General features: G+C 65.6%; 17 protein-coding genes and 3 pseudogenes. 11 read left to right on the top strand and 9 right to left on the bottom strand.

Features of this window, described 5'->3' with window-relative positions; genetic code table 11:
• Positions 1-2 precede the first annotated feature (2 nt).
• Positions 3-1,628, bottom strand: coding sequence for an ABC transporter substrate-binding protein (locus NG698_RS00155; protein ID WP_252601310.1), 1,626 nt, complete (start codon positions 1,626-1,628; stop codon positions 3-5).
• Between the two features lie 191 nt (positions 1,629-1,819).
• On the opposite strand from NG698_RS00155, the gene pdxA reads away from it, so the two are divergent.
• The 5 genes from pdxA to NG698_RS00130 all read left to right on the top strand — a co-directional run bounded on the left by pdxA (position 1,820) and on the right by NG698_RS00130 (position 8,309).
• Positions 1,820-4,255 (top strand): 4-hydroxythreonine-4-phosphate dehydrogenase PdxA, encoded by a 2,436-nt coding sequence (gene pdxA / locus NG698_RS00150; protein ID WP_252607751.1) that lies wholly within the window; start codon positions 1,820-1,822, stop codon positions 4,253-4,255.
• A gap of 79 nt (positions 4,256-4,334) precedes the next feature.
• Positions 4,335-5,114 carry a DeoR/GlpR family DNA-binding transcription regulator gene (locus NG698_RS00145; protein WP_252601315.1) on the top strand — a complete coding sequence of 260 codons (780 nt, stop codon included), beginning with the start codon at positions 4,335-4,337 and terminating at the stop codon, positions 5,112-5,114.
• Positions 5,115-5,635: 521 nt separating this feature from the next.
• Positions 5,636-6,037, top strand: a complete 402-nt coding sequence (locus NG698_RS00140) for a hypothetical protein (protein ID WP_252607750.1) — start codon at positions 5,636-5,638, stop codon at positions 6,035-6,037.
• A 233-nt stretch (positions 6,038-6,270) separates the two neighbouring features.
• Positions 6,271-6,633: a hypothetical protein gene (locus NG698_RS00135; protein ID WP_252607749.1), complete on the top strand. Its 363-nt coding sequence runs from the start codon at positions 6,271-6,273 to the stop codon at positions 6,631-6,633.
• A 95-nt stretch (positions 6,634-6,728) separates the two neighbouring features.
• Positions 6,729-8,309 (top strand): alkaline phosphatase D family protein, encoded by a 1,581-nt coding sequence (locus NG698_RS00130; protein ID WP_252607748.1) that lies wholly within the window; start codon positions 6,729-6,731, stop codon positions 8,307-8,309.
• Between the two features lie 132 nt (positions 8,310-8,441).
• Here the strand turns inward: NG698_RS00130 and NG698_RS00125 are convergent, their stop codons facing one another.
• From NG698_RS00125 to NG698_RS00100, 6 genes are read right to left on the bottom strand one after another with little or no spacing between them, the layout of a single operon-like run.
• Positions 8,442-10,142 carry a dihydroxyacetone kinase family protein gene (locus tag NG698_RS00125; protein WP_252607747.1) on the bottom strand — a complete coding sequence of 567 codons (1,701 nt, stop codon included), beginning with the start codon at positions 10,140-10,142 and terminating at the stop codon, positions 8,442-8,444.
• Between the two features lie 2 nt (positions 10,143-10,144).
• Positions 10,145-11,068 (bottom strand): dihydrodipicolinate synthase family protein, encoded by a 924-nt coding sequence (locus tag NG698_RS00120; RefSeq protein WP_252607746.1) that lies wholly within the window; start codon positions 11,066-11,068, stop codon positions 10,145-10,147.
• Positions 11,065-12,612 (bottom strand): tripartite tricarboxylate transporter permease, encoded by a 1,548-nt coding sequence (locus NG698_RS00115; protein WP_252607745.1) that lies wholly within the window; start codon positions 12,610-12,612, stop codon positions 11,065-11,067. Before NG698_RS00115 ends, NG698_RS00120 begins: the two co-directional genes overlap by 4 nt.
• A complete protein-coding gene (locus NG698_RS00110; RefSeq protein ID WP_252607744.1) occupies positions 12,609-13,100 on the bottom strand; it encodes a tripartite tricarboxylate transporter TctB family protein in 492 nt (163 codons plus the stop codon). The genes NG698_RS00115 and NG698_RS00110 overlap by 4 nt, the downstream gene beginning before the upstream one ends.
• Before the next feature lie 15 nt (positions 13,101-13,115).
• Positions 13,116-14,102, bottom strand: coding sequence for a tripartite tricarboxylate transporter substrate binding protein (locus NG698_RS00105; protein ID WP_252607743.1), 987 nt, complete (start codon positions 14,100-14,102; stop codon positions 13,116-13,118).
• A 47-nt stretch (positions 14,103-14,149) separates the two neighbouring features.
• The gene (locus NG698_RS00100; RefSeq protein ID WP_252607742.1) at positions 14,150-14,812 is read right to left on the bottom strand and encodes a GntR family transcriptional regulator; all 663 of its coding nucleotides are present in this window, start codon (positions 14,810-14,812) and stop codon (positions 14,150-14,152) included.
• 102 nt (positions 14,813-14,914) lie between these two features.
• Between NG698_RS00100 and NG698_RS00095 the strand changes: the two genes are divergently transcribed.
• Positions 14,915-15,844 carry a ribokinase gene (locus tag NG698_RS00095; RefSeq protein WP_252607741.1) on the top strand — a complete coding sequence of 310 codons (930 nt, stop codon included), beginning with the start codon at positions 14,915-14,917 and terminating at the stop codon, positions 15,842-15,844.
• 85 nt (positions 15,845-15,929) lie between these two features.
• Positions 15,930-16,678, top strand: a pseudogene (locus NG698_RS00090) (alkaline phosphatase D family protein); the annotation flags it as partial.
• Between the two features lie 65 nt (positions 16,679-16,743).
• Here the strand turns inward: NG698_RS00090 and NG698_RS00085 are convergent.
• Entirely contained in the window at positions 16,744-17,481 is a 738-nt protein-coding gene (locus tag NG698_RS00085; RefSeq protein ID WP_252601326.1) for a hypothetical protein, read from the bottom strand.
• Between the two features lie 149 nt (positions 17,482-17,630).
• Between NG698_RS00085 and NG698_RS00080 the strand changes: the two genes are divergently transcribed.
• From NG698_RS00080 to NG698_RS00070, 4 genes and pseudogenes are all read left to right on the top strand, one after another.
• Positions 17,631-18,959 carry a DUF4241 domain-containing protein gene (locus tag NG698_RS00080; protein ID WP_252607740.1) on the top strand — a complete coding sequence of 443 codons (1,329 nt, stop codon included), beginning with the start codon at positions 17,631-17,633 and terminating at the stop codon, positions 18,957-18,959.
• A 49-nt stretch (positions 18,960-19,008) separates the two neighbouring features.
• Positions 19,009-19,950 (top strand): metallophosphoesterase family protein, encoded by a 942-nt coding sequence (locus NG698_RS00075; RefSeq protein WP_252607739.1) that lies wholly within the window; start codon positions 19,009-19,011, stop codon positions 19,948-19,950.
• Positions 19,951-20,257: 307 nt separating this feature from the next.
• A pseudogene (locus NG698_RS21890) lies at positions 20,258-20,398 on the top strand (PKD domain-containing protein); the annotation flags it as partial.
• A gap of 90 nt (positions 20,399-20,488) precedes the next feature.
• Positions 20,489-22,453 (top strand): beta strand repeat-containing protein, encoded by a 1,965-nt coding sequence (locus NG698_RS00070; protein ID WP_252607738.1) that lies wholly within the window; start codon positions 20,489-20,491, stop codon positions 22,451-22,453.
• Between the two features lie 522 nt (positions 22,454-22,975).
• Here NG698_RS00070 and NG698_RS00065 read toward each other — a convergent pair.
• Positions 22,976-23,643: pseudogene (locus NG698_RS00065) on the bottom strand (alkaline phosphatase D family protein).
• Between the last annotated feature and the right edge of the window lie 27 nt (positions 23,644-23,670).

Below are 23,670 nucleotides of genomic sequence, written 5' to 3'. Positions count from 1 at the left end.
GGCTAGCCGTTCACCTTGACTGTGGAGAGCTGGTAGGAGTTGATGGGGCGCAGTTTCAGGCCCTCTACGCGGGTGCGGCGGGCCAGCACCGCGTTGGGGATGAACGCCCACATGCAGGGCCACTGGGCCCAGATGTCCTTCTGGACGTCGGTGAGCAGCTTGGTGCTCGTGGCGGTATCCGTCTCGGAGGTGGCCGTGATGATCCTGCTGCTGATCTCCGGGAAAACGAAGCCGTGGTACGTGTCGCGGGTGGCTTCCTTCGCGGCGGTGCCTGCGTACATGCCCTGCAGGTTGGTCAGCGCAAGGCCTGTCTGGTTCCCGTAGCCGTTGCCCAGGATGTCCCAGTCGCCGGCTTTACCCTGGCGCCAGCTGGAGATGTCTCCGCCGGGTTCGAACTGCTGCAGCTCGGCGGTGACGCCGATCGCCTTCATCATTTCGACGAGGGCTTCCATGATGGACACGTCTCCGGCGAACTCCCCGGTTTCCCAGATGACCTTCACGGCCAGGTTGGCCACGCCCAGGTCCGCGAGCATGGACTTCGCTTTGGCGGGATCGTACTTGTACTCACCTGTTTCCACGGCGCCTGCCAACGTCTGCGGGACCACGCCCTTGGCGGAAGTGACCGTGCCGCCCAGGATGCCGTCAACGATGCTCTTGCTGTCGAAGCCGTAGGAGAGCGCCTCACGGACCTTGGGATCTGACATGGGACTGCTGGCGGGCTTGCGGAAGTTGTAGAAAAGCTGGTTGTAACGGGTGCCGGTGACCGATTCGATCTTGATGCCTTCAACGGACTTCAGCTGGGCTACCGAATCCGGGGTGATGGAGTCGATGACGTCCACCTCGCCGGAGCGCAGGGCCACCACACGGCTGGATTCCTCGGACATGAACCGGACGTTGACCTCGGAGATGTTGGGCTTCTCGCCCCAGTAGTTCTCGTTGACCACCAGTTTGTAGGTACCCGTTCCGCGGTCCGCGGAGGCCACCTTGTAGGGGCCGGTGCCTACGCCCTCCTGGAGCTCCTCCGGCTTGTTGGCGGCGGCCGGGGTGATGAGGATGTTGGACATCAGCGTGTTCAACACGGGCAGTGGGGCCTTGGTATCCAGTGTGAAGGTCAGTTCGTCCTTCTTGGTCACAACGGGCCATTCGGGGAACTGGGGTGCCAGGAAGGAGCCGTTGACCTGGCTGTACATCTCCAGCGCTTTGGAAACGTCCTCCACAGCAACCTTGGTGCCATCGGAGTACTTGATGTCGTTGCGCAGCTTAACGGTCCACTGGGTGGGGCTGGTCAGTTCGAAGCTTTCGGCCAGGACGTTGCGGGGCTTAAGGTCGTCGCCGATCTCGGTGAGGGCCTGGCGGACGGCGCGTTGGACGGTCACGGCGGCGTCGAACTGGTTGAGTTTGTTGTCGAGGCTGACCAGTGAGCGGTTCAGGCCAAGAGTGAGCGTGCTGGTGCCGGTAACGCCGGGGCCGGGGGCGGACGGGCCCACGCAGGCGGTGACGGCAGGAGCCAGCACGGCACCCGCGCCGGCCAGAGCGCCCCACCGGAGCAGCGAGCGCCGGGAGAGTGAATGTTGCGCTACTTCGCCGAGGAATGCACTGCCGCCGGCAACGCTGTCGGATCGAGTCATCTTTGACCTCCAGGTAAGGGCCGGCTCCTGCCGGCCAGATGCTGCATCTTGCTGATACAGGCACCAGGGTTGTTACTCCGATCACAATGTCATGATTGCGCAAAGTGCGCAAGTAGGTTAGCGTGTTTTGTGCAAGCAAATCCAAAACGGCTTCACAGTACCCAGTTCCGCGGATGCCAAAGGAGGCAGCGATGAAACGCATTATTGCCATTGCTGACGATCTTTCCGGCGCCGCAGAGACAGCAGCGGCCTTCCTGACGGAACACGCCGGGACCCGTAGTGATGCTGCGCAGAGCGCGCAAACTGTCCCCGGCAAGACAAGGCCCGACGACGGCGCCCCGCTAGTATGCCTGCTCCCGCACCTTCCGGAGGAGCTTGCCACCGCCCTGCGGAACCTCATGCAGGACGCGAACCGCGGGGTCGATAGGCTTTTGGTGCTGGACACGGACAACCGGAGGTTCCCAGCAGATGCCGCCGCCGGGCGGTTGCGCCAAGTCCTGGATTCCTTTCCTGTGGGGAACCACTCTCCCACGGCATTCCTGAAGATCGACTCCCTGCTCCGCGGGCCCGTGGCCTCCCAGCTGGAGGTTCTCAGCGCGGATGGTCCCGTCATCCTGGCGCCGGCACTGCCTCCGCTGGGCCGCAGCACGTTTAACGGAACGGTGCACCACCAGGGCGTGCCCCTGCATAAAACCACGTTGTGGCATGCCGAGCCGTCGGTTCCGCCGGCAACCATCGCCGCTGCCTTGCAGTCTTTGGCAACCACCCTGGTGGAGCTGTCCACTGTCCGCGGCGGCGGCGAGACCTTAGCCGCAGCACTGAAGGACGCCAGTGCCGGCCAGCCATTCCCCGTGGTGGTCTGCGACGCCGAGATGCAGGCCGACCTGGACGCCATCGTCAGCGCCGCCCTCACGATTCCCGGCGTCCGGTTCGCGGGTGCTTCCGCCTTGGGAGCCGCCCTAGGAGCCGCGATGGCGCGGACTGCCGGTATGGCACCCAACGGCAGCGCCGCCGTCGTACATTCCTCCATTGGCGAGCTCACCACCGGCGATTTTCCCCTGCTGGTGGTGGGCTCCGCCTCCGGCCCGGCACGCGAACAGTTGCAGGCCCTGGCCGATAACGGCGTTGCGGTCATCACCCTGTCCCCGGCGGACCTGCTGGCCGGAACCGCTGATCTGGTTCTGCTGGAGGAGGCCCTGGCCGCAGGCCCGACGGCCGTGACCGTGGATGCGGCCACGGTGGATCCGGCGGTGTCGGCCAGGCTTGCCGACGCCCTGGCCCGGACAGTGGCGCCGCTCGCCAAGGACCGGCCGCTGATGCTCACCGGCGGGGAAACGGCCCGCTCTGTGCTGGATGCCCTGGGCGTGCAGCGGCTGAGCGTTCAGGGCGAGATTGAACACGGCGCCGTCCTGTCGCTGGCTCCGGACGGAAACCCTGTGGTCACCCGCCCGGGCAGTTTCGGCGAAACAAACAGCCTCCGCACCATCCTGGCCGTATTGGCCGGCAATCCCACGCCACCACCTCCCCTGACAGGGAATCCCCCCAAAACGCACTCCCCTCTGCCGACGGCGCCCCAGCCGTCTCTGCCCGGAAAAGGACCCTCCATGAACTTTGTTGATCCCGCTGGACTCCCCTATGTAGCCGTGACCATGGGCGACGGCGCCGGCGTTGGACCCGAGGTGGTGGTGGCCGCCGTGCTCGACCCGAAGATCAACGCTGAGTGCAAACCCGTGGTGATCGGTGACGCGCTGCGCCTCCGCCAGGCCGCGGACATCCTGGGCATCGAAGCGGACATCCAGACCATCGTATCCGTGGAGGACGCAGTGTTCACGCCGGGCCGGGTGAACGTGATCGACCTGGCACTGCTGCCGGCGGACCTCCCCTGGGGGCAACTCTCCCCCGTGGCCGGGCACGCCGCCTATGAATACATCCGGGTGGCGAGCGAGCTGGCCATGGCCAGGAAAGTCCAGGCCATCTGCACCGCGCCGCTGAACAAGGAGGCCCTGCACGCCGCCGGGCACGTCTTCCCCGGTCACACCGAACTGCTGGCGCAGCTGACCGGGACCGAGGAAGTGTCCATGATGCTCTCCACGCCCAAGATCAAGGTCATCCACGTAACCACGCACATCGGGCTCATGGACGCTGTGCGGAAGATCAATCCGGCGCTGGTGGAGCGCACCATCCGCCGCGGCCACGAGGCCCTGATCCGTGCCGGCATCCCCAACCCGAAGATCGGCGTCTGCGCCATCAACCCGCACGCCGGCGAGGGCGGACTGTTCGGCCAGGGCGAGGAAGCGGAGAAGATCGAACCGGGAGTGAAGGCCGCCCGCGAATCAGGCATCGACGTCACGGGCCCGCTGCCCGCTGACACCCTGTTCTTCCTGGCCGGCCGGGGCGATTACGACCTGGTGGTGGCCATGTACCACGACCAGGGGCACGGCCCGGTGAAGGTGCTGGGCATCGAGGCCGGCGTGAACATCACCGTGGGCCTGCCTGTCATCCGCACCTCCGTGGACCACGGCACCGCCTTTGACATTGCCGGCAAGGCGATCGCCGATTCGCGCAGCATGGTGGAGGCCCTGCACCAGGCGGCGGAGATGGCCACCCGGCCCGCCGTGGCCGTGTAGGCGCACACGGCAATGCTGCGGGCAGTTGGCCGGGGCCGGAACTAGCATGGTAACCACGCCCACGGGAAGGAGACCGGGAATGCTGTCGGCAAATGCCAGGCGCGAAGAAATTTACCATCTGGCGCTCACCACCGGCCTGGCCTCCGTGGAGGAACTGTCCGCCCGGTTCGAGGTCACGGCCTCCACCATCCGCCGCGACCTGGCGCTCCTGAACGGGCAGGGCCGGCTGGCCCGCACGTACGGCGGCGCCATGGCCCTGGGCGCCCACCCGGAAGCATCGCTCCGGCAGCGCACCGGCGAGGCGTTTGAGCAGAAGCACGCCATTGCCCGCTGGGCGGCATCCGTGATTCGGCCCGGGGAGAACATCCTGCTCGACGCCGGCTCCACCGTGGGTGCCCTGGCCCACGAACTGCGGGGGTTTGATCGGTTGTCCGTGACGACGCCGGGCATCAACACCATGCAGGAACTGGCCGAGTCCGACGGCATCGAAGTGGACTGCCTGGGCGGGCGGCTGCGGAGCCTGAGCCAGAGCTTCGTGGGTCCCCTGGCCGAGGCAGCCCTGGAGCGGATGAGCTTTGACCGTGTGTTCATCGGCGCCGACGCCGTCACCGCCGAGGACGGCATCTGCGAGGCAGACCACGCCCAAACCCGGCTCAAGGAGCTCATGGCCCGGCGCGGCAACAGCGTCTACGTCCTGGCAGACTCCTCCAAGCTCGGCCTGCGGCCCTTCCATGCGTGGGCGCGGCTCGCGCTCCCCTGGACGCTGGTCACGGACGACGGCGCCGACCCGGGTCAGGTGCAGAAGTTCCGTGACGCGAGGGTCACGGTAGAGGTGGCTGAGGTACTGCCCGGCGGTTGAGCCTGTCGAAACAAACGACTCGCCCGTACGGCGGGGATACGCCTCGGTGGAGGGTGATGTCAGAGTCGGAAAATGGCACCGCTCCCTAAACTCATCATGCAGCCGCTCTATCCAGTGACTTCGCTACGCGCACCGGATAACTGACTAGCAATGCATAGACAAAGTACGCTTTTCGCTAGCCTTCGGAAGGGTCCTTCTGTGCCTGGCAACCGGCTCTTGACCGCCACACCGGCCCGGTCCAGCATAGGAAGACACACTGGCGGTCTCCAGAGAGATGGCGGTTGACGATGGCCCGGGGAAATTTCGACGACCGATTCTGGGCAGGGCAATTCCCCAGATGGGCTGGCGCCGCAGCGATGCTCGGCGGCGTGCTGTGCGTCTTGGCCGCATTCCTACACAATCTGGAACCGATCGGCTGCATCGGCTTGGAATGCGAGACAAGAGCCATGCGTACATCAACCGGGTTTGTCCCTTTGGCAGCCTCTGCCGCGTCCCTTCTCATACTGGTTGGCGTTGCCGGTATGACACTCCTTGCACGGCGATCCGGCCAGTACCTCAAGCTTGCGAACGCTGGCCTGATTACGGCCGCAGTTGGGTTCATCCTGCTGTTTACGGGCGCGCTGATCCAGACGGCATTCTTCGCCGGCGACTTCCCAGGGATGCCCTATTTTGTCATCCCCGGGCTGCTGGCTATCATCGCAGGCCTCCTGATGATCGGGGTCTTCATTCTCCTTTCAGGTGTTCTTCCACGATGGCTCGGGATCTTCTTCGTGGTCAGCACTGTCGCTCTGCTGGCAGCCAACGAACAAACACCTGCTGTCCTACTCGCCATACCTTTTGGGCTCGCCATGGTGGCGGCCGGCTACTACATGTGGGCAGGGGCGGCAGCTGTGCAGCCGCCCCTGCCAGAAGCTGCTGGATAGCCGAACAAACTTCATCCAAACGAGTCCCCGATCGGTAGGCGACGACGAAATTCGATGCGCGCTGAGGGATCCCCGGTTCAGCCCCGCGTCGTCGCCCCGCCACAGGAGGGCCACGAGCACGTCAGAGATGGTCACGGACGATGTAGCTGGACGATGTCCGCAACGAGGGTTCGGGGGGCCGTAGCCTCAAAATACTCCTGATCCAATCGAGGGTCCGGACGCTAAAATAGACCATGTTGGTCTTCCCAGCCATCGGACTACTGCTCTGGATTGCCTTCCTTCTTGTCGTGCTGGTCCTGGCCAGCATTCTCTGGGTCCTGTCCAGCCTGGTGCTCTGGATTACCGGCCTGAAGCCCCGGGCCAGTCAGAAGAAAGTTACCAGCGCCAGACGGGACCCACGCCGGGTCCAACGCCCCATCCCGGACCCGGCTCCGACCCGGGCAGCACCCCCGGTTCGAGACCGGGCACTGCGGCCCGCACCCGCCCCGGCCTCGCCCGACATCTGGCCCAAATGGACTCCTGCCCACAGGCGCTACGTCGATGAGGAGTTGGCCCTTTGGCAGGAGCAGTTCGACGCGCTGAACTCCAGGAACTAGAAACTGCTCCAAATCGACAGGTCTTGTCACGCAGTTAACCACGCATTCACGCCGCCCTTACACACTGTTCAACCGGCCGCAATACGGTCGAAGCCATGGACAACATTTCACGCAGATCCCTCCTTTCCGCCGGCCTCGGGGCCGGGCTCGTCGCCGCCTGGCCGGGTGCCGCCGTCGCCGTTTCAACAGCGGACGACGCCGGTCTCCGCACCGATCCGTTCCTGCTGGGTATCGCCTCCGGCGAGCCCTGGTCGGACGGCTTTGTGATCTGGACCCGGCTGGCGCTGGAACCGATCGCCGAGGACGGCCTGGGCGGCATGCCTTCCCGCAACGTCGCGGTGGCGTGGGAAGTGGCTGAAGACGCCGGCATGCGCACCGTAGTAGCCCGCGGCGTCGAGCATGCCCGGATCGAAACCGCGCACTCGGTGCACGTCGAACTCAAGGGCCTCCGCCCGGGTCGCGAGTACTTCTACCGGTTCCGCACGGGCCGGCACGTCAGCGTGGTGGGCCGCACCCTCACCAGCCCGGCGCCGCACGAGACGCCGGCGGCGCTGGCCATGGCGTTTGCCAGCTGCTCGCAGTACGAGCACGGCTACTTCACCGCCTACTCGCGGCTGGCGCAGGACCACCCGGACCTGGTGCTGCACCTGGGTGACTACATGTACGAGTACAAGAAGGACAGCTACGTGATCGGCGGCGGCAACCCGCGCGACCACCAGGGCCCCGAGACTTCCACTCTGCAGGGCTACCGGCAGCGGCACGCGCAGTACAAGTCCGACGCCGACCTGCAGGCCGCGCACGCGGTCGCGCCGTGGCTGGTGGTGTGGGATGACCACGAGGTGGACAACAACTGGGCGGACGAGATCCCGGAGAACAAGGACGCCGGCCAGCTTAACGACACCACCGAGCGTTTCCGTCAGCGCCGGTCCGCCGCGTTCCAGGCGTACTACGAGAACATGCCGCTGCGGGCCTCGTCTGTGCCGGCCGGGTTCGACATGAAGATCTACCGCACCATCCAGTGGGGCCAGCTGGCCAACTTCCACATGATGGACACCCGGCAGTACCGTGACGACCAGCTCGCCGGGGACGGCTGGAAGAAGAACGTCACTGAACGCCTGGCCGAGGACCGCACCATCACCGGCGCCGAGCAGGAGAAGTGGCTGCTGGACGGCTTCAAGAACTCCACCCAGCGCTGGGACATCCTGGGCCAGCAGGTCTTCTTCGCCGAAAAGGACCGCAACAAGGCCCCGGAGATCGACGACGTCTCCATGGACGGGTGGGACGGCTACGCCGCCTCCCGCCGCCGCATCACCCAGGGCTGGGTGGACGCGAACGTCCGCAACGCCGTGGTCCTCACCGGCGACGTGCACCGCAACTGGGCCAACGACATCAAGGTGGACTACAGGGACCCCGCCTCCCCCGTGGTCGGCTCCGAACTGGTCTGCACGTCCATCACCTCCACCGGCAACGGCACCGGCTCCACAGTCGACCCGGTCCAGGCCTGGAACCCGCACCTGAAGTTCTACAACGACAACCGCGGCTACGTGAACACGAAAATCACCAAGGACGCGCTGATTGCCGACTTCCGCGTTCTGGACCACGTCACGACGCCGGGATCCCCCGTCAGCACGAAGGCCTCCTTCGCCATCCAGGACGGAGTCCCGGGACTCCAGTAGGGCATGTCGACTGTTTGCGGTTGAGCCTTTCGGCCCTGCGGTGGGGCTCATCGTCCAGGCCCCACCGCAGTCAAGCTCTCAGCCTGACCGTCAACGAATGTAGGTGACAGCTCCACCGAGGCCCCTAGGTAATTACTGCAAGTTTGATTGTGCTCTAACGAACTCCTCTGTGAATCGCAGTACGGCCACACTTCCAGGGTCGCGGTGTCCCACGCTGCGTTCCCCCTGCCACGCGGCCCGGCCCCGCCGCGATTGAAGCTGCGTGGTTCGGTCCACTGCAGAGCGTGCTGCTTCGACGACCTTTTCACCCGCGATCGGTCCCAGCAGCAGCGCGTTCGTGATCGGCAGCAGCACGTCGACGAGGGTCTTGTCTCCCGGCTCTGCACCCCCGCGTTCCATAATTCGATCGGTGAAGGCCCGGACCACGTTGGCTATCTCGTCTGGAACGAGGTCATCTGCCGTACCGAATTCGTCGAGTGTTCCGAGCAGGCCCGCACCAACGAGGGCCGCAAACGTTGAAGGATTCGCGGACGCAAAGGCCGCAGCGGCAAAACGAACAACGCTCGCTGCGTCGGCGTCTTCAGGCAGGGCCCGTAGGGAACCCACAACGGACTCGCTCCCGGCGGCGACTGTGATGCCCAGGTCACCGTCGCCGAGCACGGCGTCGAGCTCGCGCAACTCGTCCTTGTGGCTGAGCATCGCGGGCAGCGCGGCGAGCAGGACTTCCCGCAGCCGGCTGGGCCTTCCCGTGCGCCGCACCGACGCCATGTTCCCCGGCCTGTCCAGGTCCACCAGCTCCGGGCGTTCCGCCGTTGTTCCCGTTGGCTCAACCGTCCCCTGCCGGAAGAACGGCGAGGATGCGGGGGCGGCGATGAGCCGCTCAAGCTCGTCGTCGAGTTCCATGATGGAGACGGAGGCGCCGGCCATCTCCAGGCTGGTCACGTATTCCCCGATGTAGCGGTGGGCGATCGTAACTCTCCTGTCCCCGAGGACTTCGGCGAGCCGGCGGTAGATGACGTAAAGCTCTTCGAGCGGCGTCGCTCCCAGCCCGTTGACAAGTACCGCCACCCGCCTCCCCGGCGTCAGCTCGAGTTCCTTGTCGAATTCGGCGACGAACCGGTCGGTGATGGCATCGGCACTCTCGATCGGGCCGCGGTGCGTCCCCTGCTCGCCGTGGATTCCGACGCCGATCTCCATGTCGCCGTCGTCCAGGCTGAAAGTAGCCTCTCCCGCCGCCGGAAGGATCGTGGGCGAGAGTCCGACTCCCATCGTCCGGGTGGCGTCCGCGGCTTTCTGTGCCACCCGTGCCACTTCGGCCAGTGGTGCCAGTTCGTCGGCAATGGCACCTGCGGCTTTGTACACCAGGACGAGGCCAGCGACACCCCGCCGTGTGGCTGCCGACTCCGCGGGGGCGGAGAGGATATCGTCGGCGCCCAACACGGTTTCGACCTGGATTCCCTCGGCGCGGCAGAGTTCCGCCGCGAGGTCGAAGTTGTAGACGTCTCCCCCGTAGTTGCCGTACAGGTAGAGCAGCCCGGCACCGCCGGATACCGCGCGGGATGCCGCGTGGATGTGCGCCGCTGACGGTGAGGAAAAGACGTTTCCGACGGCGACGGCTGAACAAAGGCCGCGGCCGACGTATCCGAGGAAGAACGGAAGGTGGCCCGAGCCGCCGCCGGTCACGATCCCCACCCGGCCGACCATCGGCGAGTCCGCGCGGACCAGCGTACGGTTGTCGGTCGTGGCGGGGCGCACTTCCCCTGGATGCGCGGCGAAGATCCCTTGCATGACCTCATCGACGAACGAATGCGGATCGTTGATGATCTTCCGCATGTTCAGACCGCTCCGAGCACGGCGGCCTTGGCGAGATCGCCGGCAGGGGCTTCAGCGATGACTGCTGCGAGTTCCCGGATGCGGGCCGCATCCGGTTCATCCACCGGAGCGACGGCTGACCGGACGGGGCTGGCGCCGAAGCCACGGGCTGCGATGCCGGCTTTGAGGTGCGTCAGGCTTCCGCCGCGCACCGCTGCCACGGCCGCCACCACGTCCGCCTGGCGGAGCTGAACCTCGTCGGCATCTCCGGAAACCAGGGCGTCGCGGAGCGCGACGAACGGTTCCGGGTATGCCGAGGACACTCCGGAGACGATGCCGTGGCCGCCGGCCCCGATGAGGGCTGCGAAGGAGACGTCGTTGCCCGAAAAGACGGTGAATTCTTCCGGCCGTGCCCGCAGGAACCCGGCCACGCTCTCGTCCGTCTCACCGCTGAGCTTTACGCCGGCCACGCCACGGCTGGAGAGCTCCGCAAGCACGGAGTGACGTGACTGGGTCGATGTCCTTGCTTCAAAAAGGTAAGCGAAGACGTCGGCACCGGGGGTTGCCGCCACCAGCTGGGAATAGTAGTCCAGCACCTGGGCCTCGGGGGCAGGCTGGAAATACGGCGTGATGGCAGCCATTTTCGTTGCACCGTGGGCCACGGCGCGTCTGGCCAGTTCCACCGCTTGGCGTGTTCCCGCGGCACCGACGTGGATGTACACCCTGTCTGCCGGGAAGACCTGGAGGGCGATGTCGAGGATTTTGATGCGCTCGTCGTCGGTGAGTGTCGGGAACTCACCGGATGTGCCCGCGGGGAACAGCGCGTCCACGCCCTTTTCGCGGAGCCATTCCAGGTGCCGGCGGATTTCGGCCTCGGCGAGGGCTCCGTCCGCTGAGAAGAGGGTGGGGGTGGCGGTAATGACGAGGGGGGAGGTCGGCGGGGTCATGAGATGGTTGTCTCTTTCTGTTCAAGCGGCTGGTCGGTAGGGTTCGAGCTGGTGGAGGCCGCGCGGCGCACTGCGCGGCGGGCGCGCAGGCGGTCGATGACGGGCGGCAGGGTGACAGCCGCGAGGCTGATCAGGAGGATGGTCACCGCGATCGGGCTGCCGAGAATGTTCTCGGGTCCGCCGATCTCCAGTGCCCGGCGGAGGTTGCCTTCGGCGAGCTTGCCGAGGATGAGTCCCAGGACGACAGGACCGGCGGGGAATCCGTGGCGCCGCATGAAGAGTCCGACGACGCCGAAGATGAGCATCACCACCACATCAATGACGCTGTTGTTGACGGCGAACGTCCCCACCATGCAGAAGACAATGATGACGGTCCACAGGTAATGCGGTTTCAGTTCCAGGAGCTTGGTGACCCCGCGGAGGCGCAGGAGGCTGAGGCCCAGCGTGAGGACGGTGGCAACCGCGAGGATGCCGGCGATGCTCCAGACGAGGTCCGGTTGTGACGTGAACAGGGCCGGTCCGGGCTGGATGCCCCAGACGATCAGGGACCCGAGGACCACTGCCATGACGGAGTCGCCGGGAATTCCGAGTGCCAGTGTTGTGGCAACCGACGGCCCGATGCCCGCGTTTGATGCTGTGTCGCCCGCGGTGAGTCCTTCGATCGATCCTTTCCCGAACTCTTCCGGGTGCTTTGACGCCTTCTTGGCGGCGGCCCAGCTCATGATGCCGGCGATGTCGCCGCCGGCTGCCGGCATTGCACCAACGACGGCGCCGATGCCGGTTCCGATGCCCAGTGGCTTGACCATCCGCTTCATTTCGGAGCGGTTGGGCCACCAGCGGCCAAAGTTGGAGATCGGCGTGTGCTTTTCGGCCCGGTAGGACAGCATCTGGTCCAGGATGTCGGCGATCCCGAACAGGCCGATGATCACGGCAATGAACGGAATCCCGTCGCTGAGTTCCAGGACACCGAATGTGAACCGTTCGGTTCCCGTGATCGGATCGCGCCCGACGGAAGCCAGTGCCAGTCCTACAGCGCCGGCGATAAGGCCCTTGCCGATCTTGCCGCCGGAGACGCCGACCATCATGGTCAGTCCGAAGACGACCAGTGCAAAAGTCTCCGCCGGTCCGAACTCGAGCGCCAGCCGGGAAATCGGTATCGCCGCGACGACCAGGAGGATAAGCCCGAGGAAGGTGCCGATCGCCGAGGCAAACGCGGAAACGGTCAGGGCAACCCCGGCAAGCCCCTTCTTGGCCATCGGATAGCCGTCGAATGTCGTGCAGATCGACGCCGGGGTGCCGGGGGTGTTGATCAGGATCGCCGGCACCCGGTCACCGAAGTTCGCGGCCACGTAGATGGTGAGCAGGACGGCGAGGCCCGGGATCGGATCCATGCTGAGGGTGAAGGCGCTGGCCAGGGCCACTGCCATTGTGGCGGTGAGCCCCGGGAAGGTGCCGACGAGCATGCCGGCGAGCGCGCCGATCAGGATACAGAGGAGGACGGTGGGGTCGGCGATCTGACCCAGGCCTTCGGCGAGCGCGTTCATAGCGGAACTTTCAGCAGCAGGACAAACAGGGCGTACAGCACGAGGGAGACGAGGAACGGGAAGAGAAGCAGCGCCCTCCACCCGCGGCCTCCGATGATGTAGGACAGTCCGGCAACGAGCCCGAACGTGGCAACCCGGAAGTCCAGGAAGTACCAAAGCACTCCGTAGCCGAAGGCGGCGGCGATGACCGCGGCGACGCGGATCATGCCGAGCCTGGTCGGCGTCGTCAGCTCATCCCCGGACTTGCCGTCGGATATCTGGTCTTTGACTGCCACACCGATGGACAGCAGGCAGATGATCGCGCCAAGAATTCCAGGCCACCAACGGGGGCTCAGCCCCGTGGCGATATCCGGCTCTTTGACGTACTGCGTGAGCAGCAGCAACAGGCCTCCGACGGCCAGGGAGGCAAGCGGACCAACCAACTGGTAGGCACGTCCGACATGCCTTTCCGGTGCAGTCCCTGTCCCTGCGGTCTGGTCACTAGACACTGTGGATTTCCTCCGCTACTTGGCGAAGAGGGTGGAAAAGCGCTTGGCCTCGGCGTCATAGAAAGCCTGGAAGGCCTCAGGTGCCTCGTAGACGGGAAGGTTTCCGGATTTCTTAATGACCGAGACGAAGCTTTCGGACTCGGCAGCGGCCTTCACGGCGGCCGCGAGCTCATCGCGGACGTCGTCGGGGAGTCCGGCGGGTGTGCCCACGGCTCCCCAGCCGCCGATCGAGACGTCCGTGCCAAGTTCCTTGGCGGTAGCCACGCCGGGCAGGGCTGCGGATGCCTTGTCGTTGAGGATCGCGAGGACACGTAGGCGGCCGTCGGCAGCGGCAACAGAGGTTTCGGAGACGCCGGCTGCGACGGCATCGACCTGGCCGGCGATCGCCGCGTTCACGGCCGGGGCGCCGCCGTCGAACGGAACCGGCTTGAGCTCCACCCCTGCGGTCTTGTTGAGTGCTTTGGTCGCTGCCTGCCAGATGGAGCCCGCACCGGAGTTGGCCACGGTGATGGTTCCCGGCTTAGCCTTGGCGGCGTCGATCAGGTCCTGCAGGGTTTTGTAGGGGCTGTTGGCGGGGACGGCGATGGTCGCCGGGACGGACACGATCTGGCCGAGCAGGTCATAGCGTGCCGGGTCGATGTCGTAGCCCTGGTAGCCGAGCATGACGGTCTCGACCGGGAGGTATCCGATGGTGTAGCCGTCGGCGGGACGCGCCGAGAGGTACGTCAGGCCCACTGAGCCGGCCCCGCCAACACGGTTTTCCACCACGATCGACTGGCCGAGCTTCTTCTCCATCTCTGCGGCCAGGGTGCGGGCGGACAGGTCGGAAGCGCCGCCGGCCTGGTAGGGCACCACCATGGTGATGGACTTCGAGGGGAAATCACCGCTCTGGGCGGCCTCGCCGCCGCGGTTGGCGCAGCCGGCAAGGGCGACGGCGGCGATGGCGGCAGCTGCCGCGGCGGGCACGATCCGACGGAATCGGGTACGGGTGTTGTGATTCATGGGGCAGAGCTCACTTCCTTGTGAATGAATAAAGCAGGGAAAAACAGTCAGCTTCCGACGTACACCTTGCGGAGCCGAAGCCGGGAGCTGTCCAGGTGGTCGGCAAGCTCCTCAAGTGCGGCCTCGTCCTTTCCGGTGCGGATAAGGTCCGCGAGGACTTCATGGGCATGCAGGGCTGTCTGGAGACGGTCGTGCTCGAGGTTCACCACGAGCAGCAGGTTCTCGATGGTGGGCTGGTACTTCGACCACACGTCGGCGAGCCTGCGGTGGTGCGAGGCAATTCCGAACGAGCTGTGGAACTGCATGTCGGCCAGGGTGAACTCAGCCGGATCTTCGGCGGCGACGGCGGCGCGCATGCGCTCGATCGCGTTCTTCAGGAGCGCATCCAGCTCCGCGCGCCGCTCGACGATGGCCGTTTGCAGGCCAAGGCGTTCCAGCGATGCCCGCAGCGTGAACAGCTCGTCGATGTCGCCTGCAGTCAGTTCGACGACGGCGGCCGAGCGGCCGCGGGATTCAACAAGTCCCTCCTCCGTCAGCGTCCGGATGGCCTCACGGATGGGGCCGCGGCTGACCTGGAACACGTCGGCTAGCTTGGACTCGACGAGCAGGGAACCCGCAGGCAGTTCTTGGGTGATGATCTGCCTGCGAAGGACGTCCACCACCTGGTCGCCCAGGAAGTTTGCTCGCTGTACGAGGAGGGGCTGCGTCATTGGATCCTCATTTGTTTACTGTTTACCGTTTACGGTTTACCGTTAGCAGTAGACTACATGATCTTGCTCACAGGGCAACCCTCAATCCAAAAAAGGACAGCAATGAGCTCACGCGTCGCAGTAATCGGATCCATCAACGCCGACCTGACAGTCGGTGTCGAACGCCATCCGCGCCCTGGCGAAACAGTGCTCGGCAGCGGCGGGGAACTTGCGCCCGGCGGCAAGGGCGGCAACCAGGCTCTCGCTGCAGCGCGCCAGGGAGCGGAAACTGTCATGATCGGCGCCGTGGGCAGCGACCCGCACGCGGACATCGCCACCCGGCTGCTCCGCCAGGAAGGCGTGGACCTCAGCCACGTGAGCGTCGTCCCCGGGCCTACGGGCCTGGCCATCGTTGCCGTCGATCCGGGCGGGGAAAACAACATCATTGTGGTCCCCGGCGCCAATGCCCGCCTCACCCCAGGCCACATCGCGGCTGCAGAGGACACCCTCGCTGCCTGCGCGGTGGCGGTCATCCAGGGGGAGATCCCGGCTGAAACCATCGAGTTCGCCTCCGAGAGCCTTGGCAGGCTGGGCGTCCGGCAGGTCCTCAACCTTGCCCCCGTGCTGGACCTTCCGCCGTCAGTGCTTGGACGGTCCGATCCTTTGGTTGTCAACGAACACGAGGCGGCACAGATCCTCGCCGAAGCCGGAGGCAGGGCTGTCTCCCTCACCACGACGGATGCAGCCTACGGCCAGGAACTCGCGGGAGCGCTCGTCGAAAGCGGGATCAGGTCAGTGGTGGTCACACTGGGATCTGCCGGCGCGGTTTTGGCCACCAGCGAACTCAGCATTCACATTGACGCGCCCAAGGTCGAAGCGGCGGACACCACCGGGGCAGGTGACGCCTTCGTGGGTGCCCTGGCCGCGTGCCTGGCGCGGGGCAGCGACCTGCAGAGTGCCTGCGCACAGGCAGTCCGCGTTGCCGCCTTCTCGGTCCGGGGGCACGGAGCGCAGGACTCCTATCCGGCAGCAAGCGAAGCGCTCCCCCGCTGACCCGGCGTGTTCGAGAGAGAGCAACAGCTGACGACGCCACTCAGTACACGGGGTGCTCAAGGGCCTCCGCCGGTGACGCGAAACTCCGGACCTGGTCCTGCACCTGGGTGACTACATCTATGAGTACAAGGAGGACAGCTACGTGATCGGCGGCGGCAACCCGTGCGGCAGCGGCACGCGCAGTAGAAGTCCGACGTCGACCTGCGGGCAGCACACGCGATCGCGCCGTGGCTGCTGGTGTGGGATGACCACAAGGTGGACAACAACTGGGCAGACGGGATCCCGGAAAACCGGGACGCCAACCAGCTGAACGACACCACCGAGCGTTCCGGCAGAGCGGGACCGCCGCGTTCCAGGCATACTACGAGAACATGCCAGCAGGTATTCTTCGCCGAAAAGGACCGCAACAAGGCCCCGGAGATCGACGACGTCTCCATGGACGGGTGGGACGGCTACGCCTCCCGCCGCCGCATCACCCAGGGCTGGGTGGACGCGAACGTGCGCAACGCAGTGGTCCTCACCGGCGACGTCCACCGCAACTGGGCCAACGACCTCAAGGTCGACTACAAGGATCCGGCCTCCCCCGTAGTGGGCTCGGAACTGGTGTGCACGTCCATCACCTCCACCGGCAACGGCACCGGCTCAACGGTGGATCCCGTGATGGCCTGGAACCCGCACCTGAAGTTCTACAACGACAACCGCGGCTACGTGAACACCCGCACGATGACGGCCGACTTCCGGGTCCTGGACCACGTCACGACGCCGGGCTCCCCCGTCAGCACGAAGGCCTCCTTCGCCATCCAGGACGGAGTCCCGGGACTGGTCGGTGGTTAAGCCCGTCGAAACCCCCGGCCGGGGCGCACACCGGCTGCACGGTCCGCTGTGCGGCTGTTGGAAGGCTAGGGCTGGACAACATTCACGAGTTCTGACCGTCTTCCGGTCTGCAGGTCCTCGGTCAGGACCAGCGCACCGACCTCGGGGCAGTGATATTTGTGCTCCCGGGAATTCTTTTCAAGCGGCGTCCAGTCATAAACCTTGATGCAGCCGGTGTAGGTGCGGGTTTTCGTGGAGACGGTCTCGCCGGTAGCGACGGTGTCCCGCATGTCCTCTGCATGACCAACGTAAAATTCCTGCCTATAGGAATCGCCGATGCGCTGCTCGGCCTTCATCCAGATGCCGGCTTTTGCGCCATCTTTTCCGTGCACAAAGCTGCCGGAATGGTCCAGCAACATCCCGTACCAATAGTTGTTCACGTCCTCGCCGAAGTACCACACGTCACCGTTCTTGTGCTGTGCCAGGTAATCCCGGGTTTCCTCTACGAGCTGCCCGTTCTTGTATTCCTTGTCCAGGTAGATGACCGTCTCAACGCCCTCTATGGTCTTGGTCTCCTGCAGGATTTCGATTTCAATCCTCTCGGTGACGCGTCCTTGCTCGGTCGTTTCGTAAGTCATTTTTTTGCCGACGGGGAGGGCGAAATATTGATTGGTAATTTTGGTGGTGAAATCGGCCGGGTTGATCTGCGGATCGTACTCCGCGGCCCTGCTCCTTTTTGTGTTGTCGAAGACAAAAAGTGCCGCCCCGCCAACAACAAGCAACAGGACGACGAGAGCAAAGAATATTTTGGATCGTTGATTCATGACCTATCCCACTCCTTCTGAGTAGAAATTCCTGTAGGGGGTCAGAGCACCCTTGCTTGCCCATGGCCATAGGAGAAAGGTATTGCAGTCCGTCGTGAACCTGAACCCCTTAGGAATAGGGGGCACCGTGGGGCGGTAGGATGTGCCGCATGACTCAGGACGAGGTACGCGGCAGGATCGAGGCCTTCGCAGCCGATTTCCACACGAGCTGGCAGCGGTCAGGCAAATCGCCGGGCATGTTCGCTTTCGACCCTGGGGTGTTCGAAGCCTGGGCCGCCGAGTTGGCGGACCTGGTCGCGACCCACTGCACCCCGGGAGTCCGCACCGGCCAGGAAGGTGCGTTGTCTTCCAGTCCCGCGCACCACCCGTCCGCCGAGCAGATCACCGACGTCGAGGTCGACGAGGACACGGCGACGGTCCGCTCGGTCATCCAAACGGCGGGGAACACCACCTTCTACTACGAGTACCAGCTGCAGCGAGGCGATGACGGCTGGCGGATTTCCCATCTCTCGACCTTCCTCGACCCGCCCGGCACACCGTTGATCGATCCGGCGCGGGCCGAGGCACTCTTGCAGAGTGCAGCACCCGATGCCGCCCTGCCCGACCTACCAGCCCAGCTGGAGCTCGACATACCGGGATTGTTTACGGCGGGCCGGGTGGTCGCACCGTTCGGCGAACCGACGCCGCTCGAGGTCCTTCACCTCGGCAAGCTCACTTGTGCCTCCGGGGTGCTCACGGTCTTGGACTTGGGTTCGGTTGACGCGCACTTCGTCCCCTTGGCGCGGCGGATCATGCCGGGGACGTACGCCGTCGAAGTCGCCACGGCGGCGGAAATGACGGTCGCAGTACGGCTGCTGCTGTCCGAGGCGCCGGCGGTCAGCTGGCACCCCGCCGAATTCACCGACGGCGCGCACGGGGTAGGGGTCGACGCCGGAAACGTCGCCATCCTCGACGTCGGGTCGCTGGTGGGGTGCCAAGCCCAGCGCGTCGAGGCGATGTTTCAAGAGCACGTTGAACGGCTCATGGAAACACCGGGCACAATGTTCGGCCTCGCCGGCGAGGTAGTGGATGCGGTCATGGTCTCGAGCGGGTACGGTGACGGGACCTACCCGTGCTACTGGGGTTTGGCCGCCGACGGCAGCCTCACCTCGCTCGTTGTCGATTTCCGGGTGCTCGCAGAGAACATCCTCCGCACTAGCCGCGTGCCGTTCCAACCCGGCCCCGTCAGCACTCCGGAACTCGCCGGTCACGAACTGCAGATCACCGCGGATGACGGGTCGTTCGTCGTCAGCAGCAGGGGTGAGGACATCACCGGCCTCCGGGTGCTGGCACCGGACGGCGCGCTCCTTGTGGACGGAGACCATCTGGGCACCTTCGTCACGGGAGGCATCTCCAGCAGGACGTGGAAACCGGACGCACCTCCCCCGCCCGGCTCCGTTCTCGAGGTCACCGAGTACCTCGGGTACCGACACATCTGAGGGTTATCGGATGAAGTCAGTGCTCACTCGTTTCAGATCCTTCCGGAGCGTGGCCGCAACCGCCGCAGCCCTTCTGGCGGTCTCCGCCGCGGGTTGCACCAGCGCTCCGGAGCCGCCTGATGTTCGGATCGCTGCTGTCGGTGACATGAACGGCGTCGAGGCCTATGCGCCTGATAGCCCTTCCGGTCGGAACGGTGCGGCGATCACCCGGCTCGTGCAGAACAACGAGATTGACGCGTTCCTAGGGCTCGGGGACTTCCAGTACGACACCGCGTATTGCGCGGACTACGTGAACTACTGGACGCGGCTGTGGGGTGGCACGAAGGCCAAGTTGTACTGGGTGTCCGCCCCCAACCACGACTGGCAACCCGGCCGCAACGAAGACCTCGACAAGTTCATGAATGGCCAATGCCCGGGGTCTCCGGCGAAGGCTGCGATCAACCAGGAGCGTGGGTTCATCGGGAACGGGGAACCGTACTCGAAGGACTTCGGGAACTGGCACTTCGCGTTCCTGTCGTCGGCGCAATGGCGGTACAACCCCACGCAGGCTCGGGCGTTGACGACGTGGCTGGACAACGACCTCGCTGCTGCTAGGGCGGCGGGTAAGCACCTGGCAGTTGCATACCACGAACCGTACTTCACATCGAACACGACCCAACATGAGCGGGCCGCTGACCACAAGCCATGGATCGACGTGATGTGGAAGCACCGGGTCCGTCTGACCCTGTCAGGGTCACAGCACAACTACGAACGGTCATGTCCGGTGAACAACGCTGACCAGTGCGTCAGTGACGGGATGACAGCGTTCCAGGTTTCCACGGGAGGTGTCGATCTCCGCTCCTTCACTAGCAGTCCGTCGTACATCGTGAAGCGGTTCAGCGACACCCACGGGTTCCTTCGGATGACACTCCGAGACGACGGGTCTTTCGACTGGAACTTCGTTCCAACGTCGGGGTCGGACACAGACGCAGGTACGCGTTCCGCACCGTAGCGACGGCTTCTGCTCTCCACCCTCGCCTCTCTCGCCGCGGAGGTGGGCGGTGCTGTGCGCCGGACCGCCAGATAATCCGGTCTTGGGTCCTGAACCAAGAGCGGGTAGTCCGGGCTGAAAGACGGGTAGCGCCTGCGAGAAAACGAGTACAGGGAAGCCCCTCGCCACGCTGGTTGGCCTCCTGACCCGTGCATACACTGACCAGACGCCTGCCGCGACGCCTGACAAAAATCGAAGGGAACCGGTACTGGCACTTTTACGACCGTGGTGATAGGGCGCCCGTTGCCTCCTTCACGGCCACCCCCACATCCGGCACCGCGCCGCTGGACGTAGCCTTCACCGATACTCCACCGACTCGCCGACGTCGTGGTCCTGGGCCTTCGGCGACGGCGGTACATCGACCGCGCAGAACCCAGCCCACACCTACACCGCCGCCGGAACCTACACCGCAACCCTGACCGCCACCAACGACACCGGCTCAAGTTCGACCACCTCGACCATCACGGTCAGCCCGGCACCGCCCCTCGGTGCGCCCACGTTGGACGCACCCTCCGTCGTCAACCTTGCCAACGTCGCGGCCGTACCCGTCTCCGGCACCGCCGAGCCCGCAGACACCGTGAGTGTCACAGCGTCCGACGGCGCGGGCCATGCCGTGAGCGGAACGGCCACGGCCAACTCGACGGGAGCCTGGTCCCTTCCGACACTCAACCTCTCGAGCCTCAACGACGGCACCGTGACCCTGACCGCCACCGCGACCGATACGGCAGGCAACGTCAGCCCCGCGACGACAGCAACAGTCCCCAAGGACACCGCGCCCACGTTGGACGCACCCTCCGTCGTCAACGTTGCCAACGTCGCGACCGTGACCGTCAGCGGCAGCGCCGAGCCCGGCACGACCGTCACGCTCAACTTCACGGACCCCGACGCCGTTCACACCCTCACCGCAACCGCGACCGCGGACGGAACCGGGAATTGGTCCACGACGGCACTGAACCTGACGAGCCTGAGCGACGGCACCGTGACCCTGACCGCCACCGCGACCGATACGGCGGGCAACGTCAGCCCCGCGACGACGGCAACGGTCCCCAAGGACACCGCGCCCCCCGCCGCGCCCACGTTGGACGCACCCTCCGTCGTCAACCTTGCCAACGTCGCGGCCGTGACGGTCAGCGGCAGCGCCGAGGTCGGCGCGACCGTCTCGCTCAACATCACGGACGCCAATGCCGTTCACACCCTCACCGCAACCGCGACCGCGGACGGAACCGGGAATTGGTCCACGACAGCACTGAACCTGACGAGCCTGAGCGACGGCCAGCTCACATACACCGCAACCGCGACCGATACGGCGGGCAACGTCAGCCCGGCGACGACGGCAACGGTTCCCAAGGACACCGCGCCCCCCGCCGCGCCGACACTGACGGCCCCGACCACAGTCACCACCGCGACCGCCACGACCGTGACGGTCAGCGGCAGCGCCGAGGTCGGCGCGACCGTCTCGCTCAACATCACGGACGCCAATGCCGTTCACACCCTCACCGCAACCGCGACCGCGGACGGAACCGGGTATTGGTCCACGACAGCACTGAACCTGACGAGCCTGAGCGACGGACAGCTCACATACACCGCAACTGCGACCGATACGGCGGGCAACACCGGCGCGTCCGCAGCGCAGACCGGAACAAAGAAGACGACCGCAACGGCACCGCAGTTCACCAGCATGCCGTCCCAGATCACGGGCGACACGTTGACCGCTGTGCCATTCGCGGGGACCTCCGATCCGGGGGCAGCCGTGGCGCTCACGGCCACCGATTCGGGGAATTACAGCCTATCGGCCACGGCAACGGCGAACGGCTCGGGAAACTGGTCCTCGACGATGAACCTGAGCCAACTCAACTCGGGCATGGTCACGTTCTCGGCCCAGGCCACGGACGTCTACGGCAACATCAGCACGGTGACGACGACGACGAGCCGCATCGGCCCGAGGGTCGTGTCCGTCACGCTCCAGAACGGCGGAACCGCCGATAAAGCGGACACCAACGACAAGGTCGTGGTCGTGTTCAACGAGCCGATGAGCCCGAGCTCGTTCTGCAGCACCTGGACGAGCAGCACGGGGCCGTGGACCCACGGTAGCAACAGCGTCAGCGTGCTGGTCAGCCGCAACACCTCTGCCCCCTACGACGCCCTGACCCTCTCGGCGGGCTGCACGCAGAACAACTTCGGCACCGTCAACCTGGGCGCCAGCTACACCACGAGTAGCGGCGGAAACCTCACCTTCAAGGGGACCGGCTCGCGCGGGGCGTCCTCCGTCTCGCTGAGCGCGGACGGCAAGACCCTCACGATCACACTCGGAACCTTGAAGAGCGGAACCCCCGCCACGGGCGTCATCGCCGGCATTCCCTCATACCAGGGGACAGCGACCGGACAATCGGGCATGGCGACGGACACGAGCGGAGTCCCGCTCGGACGCAATCCCTCCGACTCCGGGACGGCGTCGCGCTTCTGATCCTCGAATCGCGCGGTTCGATGGGGCGGATGCAGGGCCGGCCAGCCTGCCCACCCCTGCGCACATGCAGATCACCCTGCGTGCGACGGCGGCGGGGTTACTTCCGGTTCGCCTGGAGCTTCGGAAGCCTCAGCCGCCTTCGGCAGCATGAAATACGACGCCGGTGCTGCCGCCGATGGAAGTCTCACCTCGCTGGTTGTCGATTTCGGGGTCCTTGCCGAGGATATCCTTCGTACCAGCCGCGTGCCGTTCCAACCCTGCGCCGTCAGCACGCGCGAACTCTCAGGCCTCGACCTGCAGGTCACCGCGGATGACGGCTCATTCGTGATCAGCAGCAGGGGTGAGCGCATCACCGGCCTCCGGGTGCTGGCACCGGACGGCGCGCTCCTTGTGGACGGAGACCGCCTTGGCACCTTCGTCACGGGAGGCAGGTCCAGCAAGACCTGGAAACCGGACGCACCTCCCCCGCCCGGCTCTGTACTCGAGGTCACCGAGCACCGCACCCGTTGCGCGCGGCGGGACTCAGGCGTTCTTTTCGACCTGGGCGATCCCAGCCCGTCCTGCCTCGATAATGGGGGTGACCTCGCAGCGGACGTAACCGCGTTGGGCGTTGTGGAATTTCAGGTGCGGGTTCTCGGCCAGCCATTGCCGGCCGGTGGCATCCAAGTCCGCGCCGTTGCCGCCGGAGGTGACGGAGGTGCCCAGGAACTCGGTACCGATCGTCTGGGAGGCCTGGTCGTCGAAGTTGATCTTCAGGTCCGAGGCGGCGCTGCGGTGCGAGTCGCCGGTAAGGATCACGAAGTTCTCCACCCCGCGGTCCCGCACGCCGTCGTAGAGCCGCTGGCGCGCGGCGGTGTAGCCGTTCCAGTTGTCCATGCTGAGGCCGACCTCCGGGCCTGGGGTGGCGTCCACCTGCATGGTGAACACCTGGTTGCGGACTTTTCCATGCCTTCCAGCAGCCAGTTTTCCTGCCCCTGGCCGAGCATGGTCCGGCTCGGCTCCAGCCGCTCGTCACAGCCGATGGCGCGGCCGCCGCCGCAGACCTGGTCGCTGCGGTACTGGCCGGTGTCCACCATGTTGATCTGGGCCAGGTCACCGAAAGCAGCCCGGCGGTACAGCTGCAGGTCCGGCCCGGCTGGCTTCTGTGAGATCCGCAGCGGCGTGACCCAGTTCAGGCAGCGCCGCCGCACCGGCACGCACGACGTCGGCGAAGCCGG

This window comes from Pseudarthrobacter raffinosi, from assembly GCF_023913735.1.
Lineage (GTDB): Bacteria > Actinomycetota > Actinomycetes > Actinomycetales > Micrococcaceae > Arthrobacter > Arthrobacter raffinosi.
This window is presented reverse-complemented; position numbering and strand designations above follow the sequence as displayed.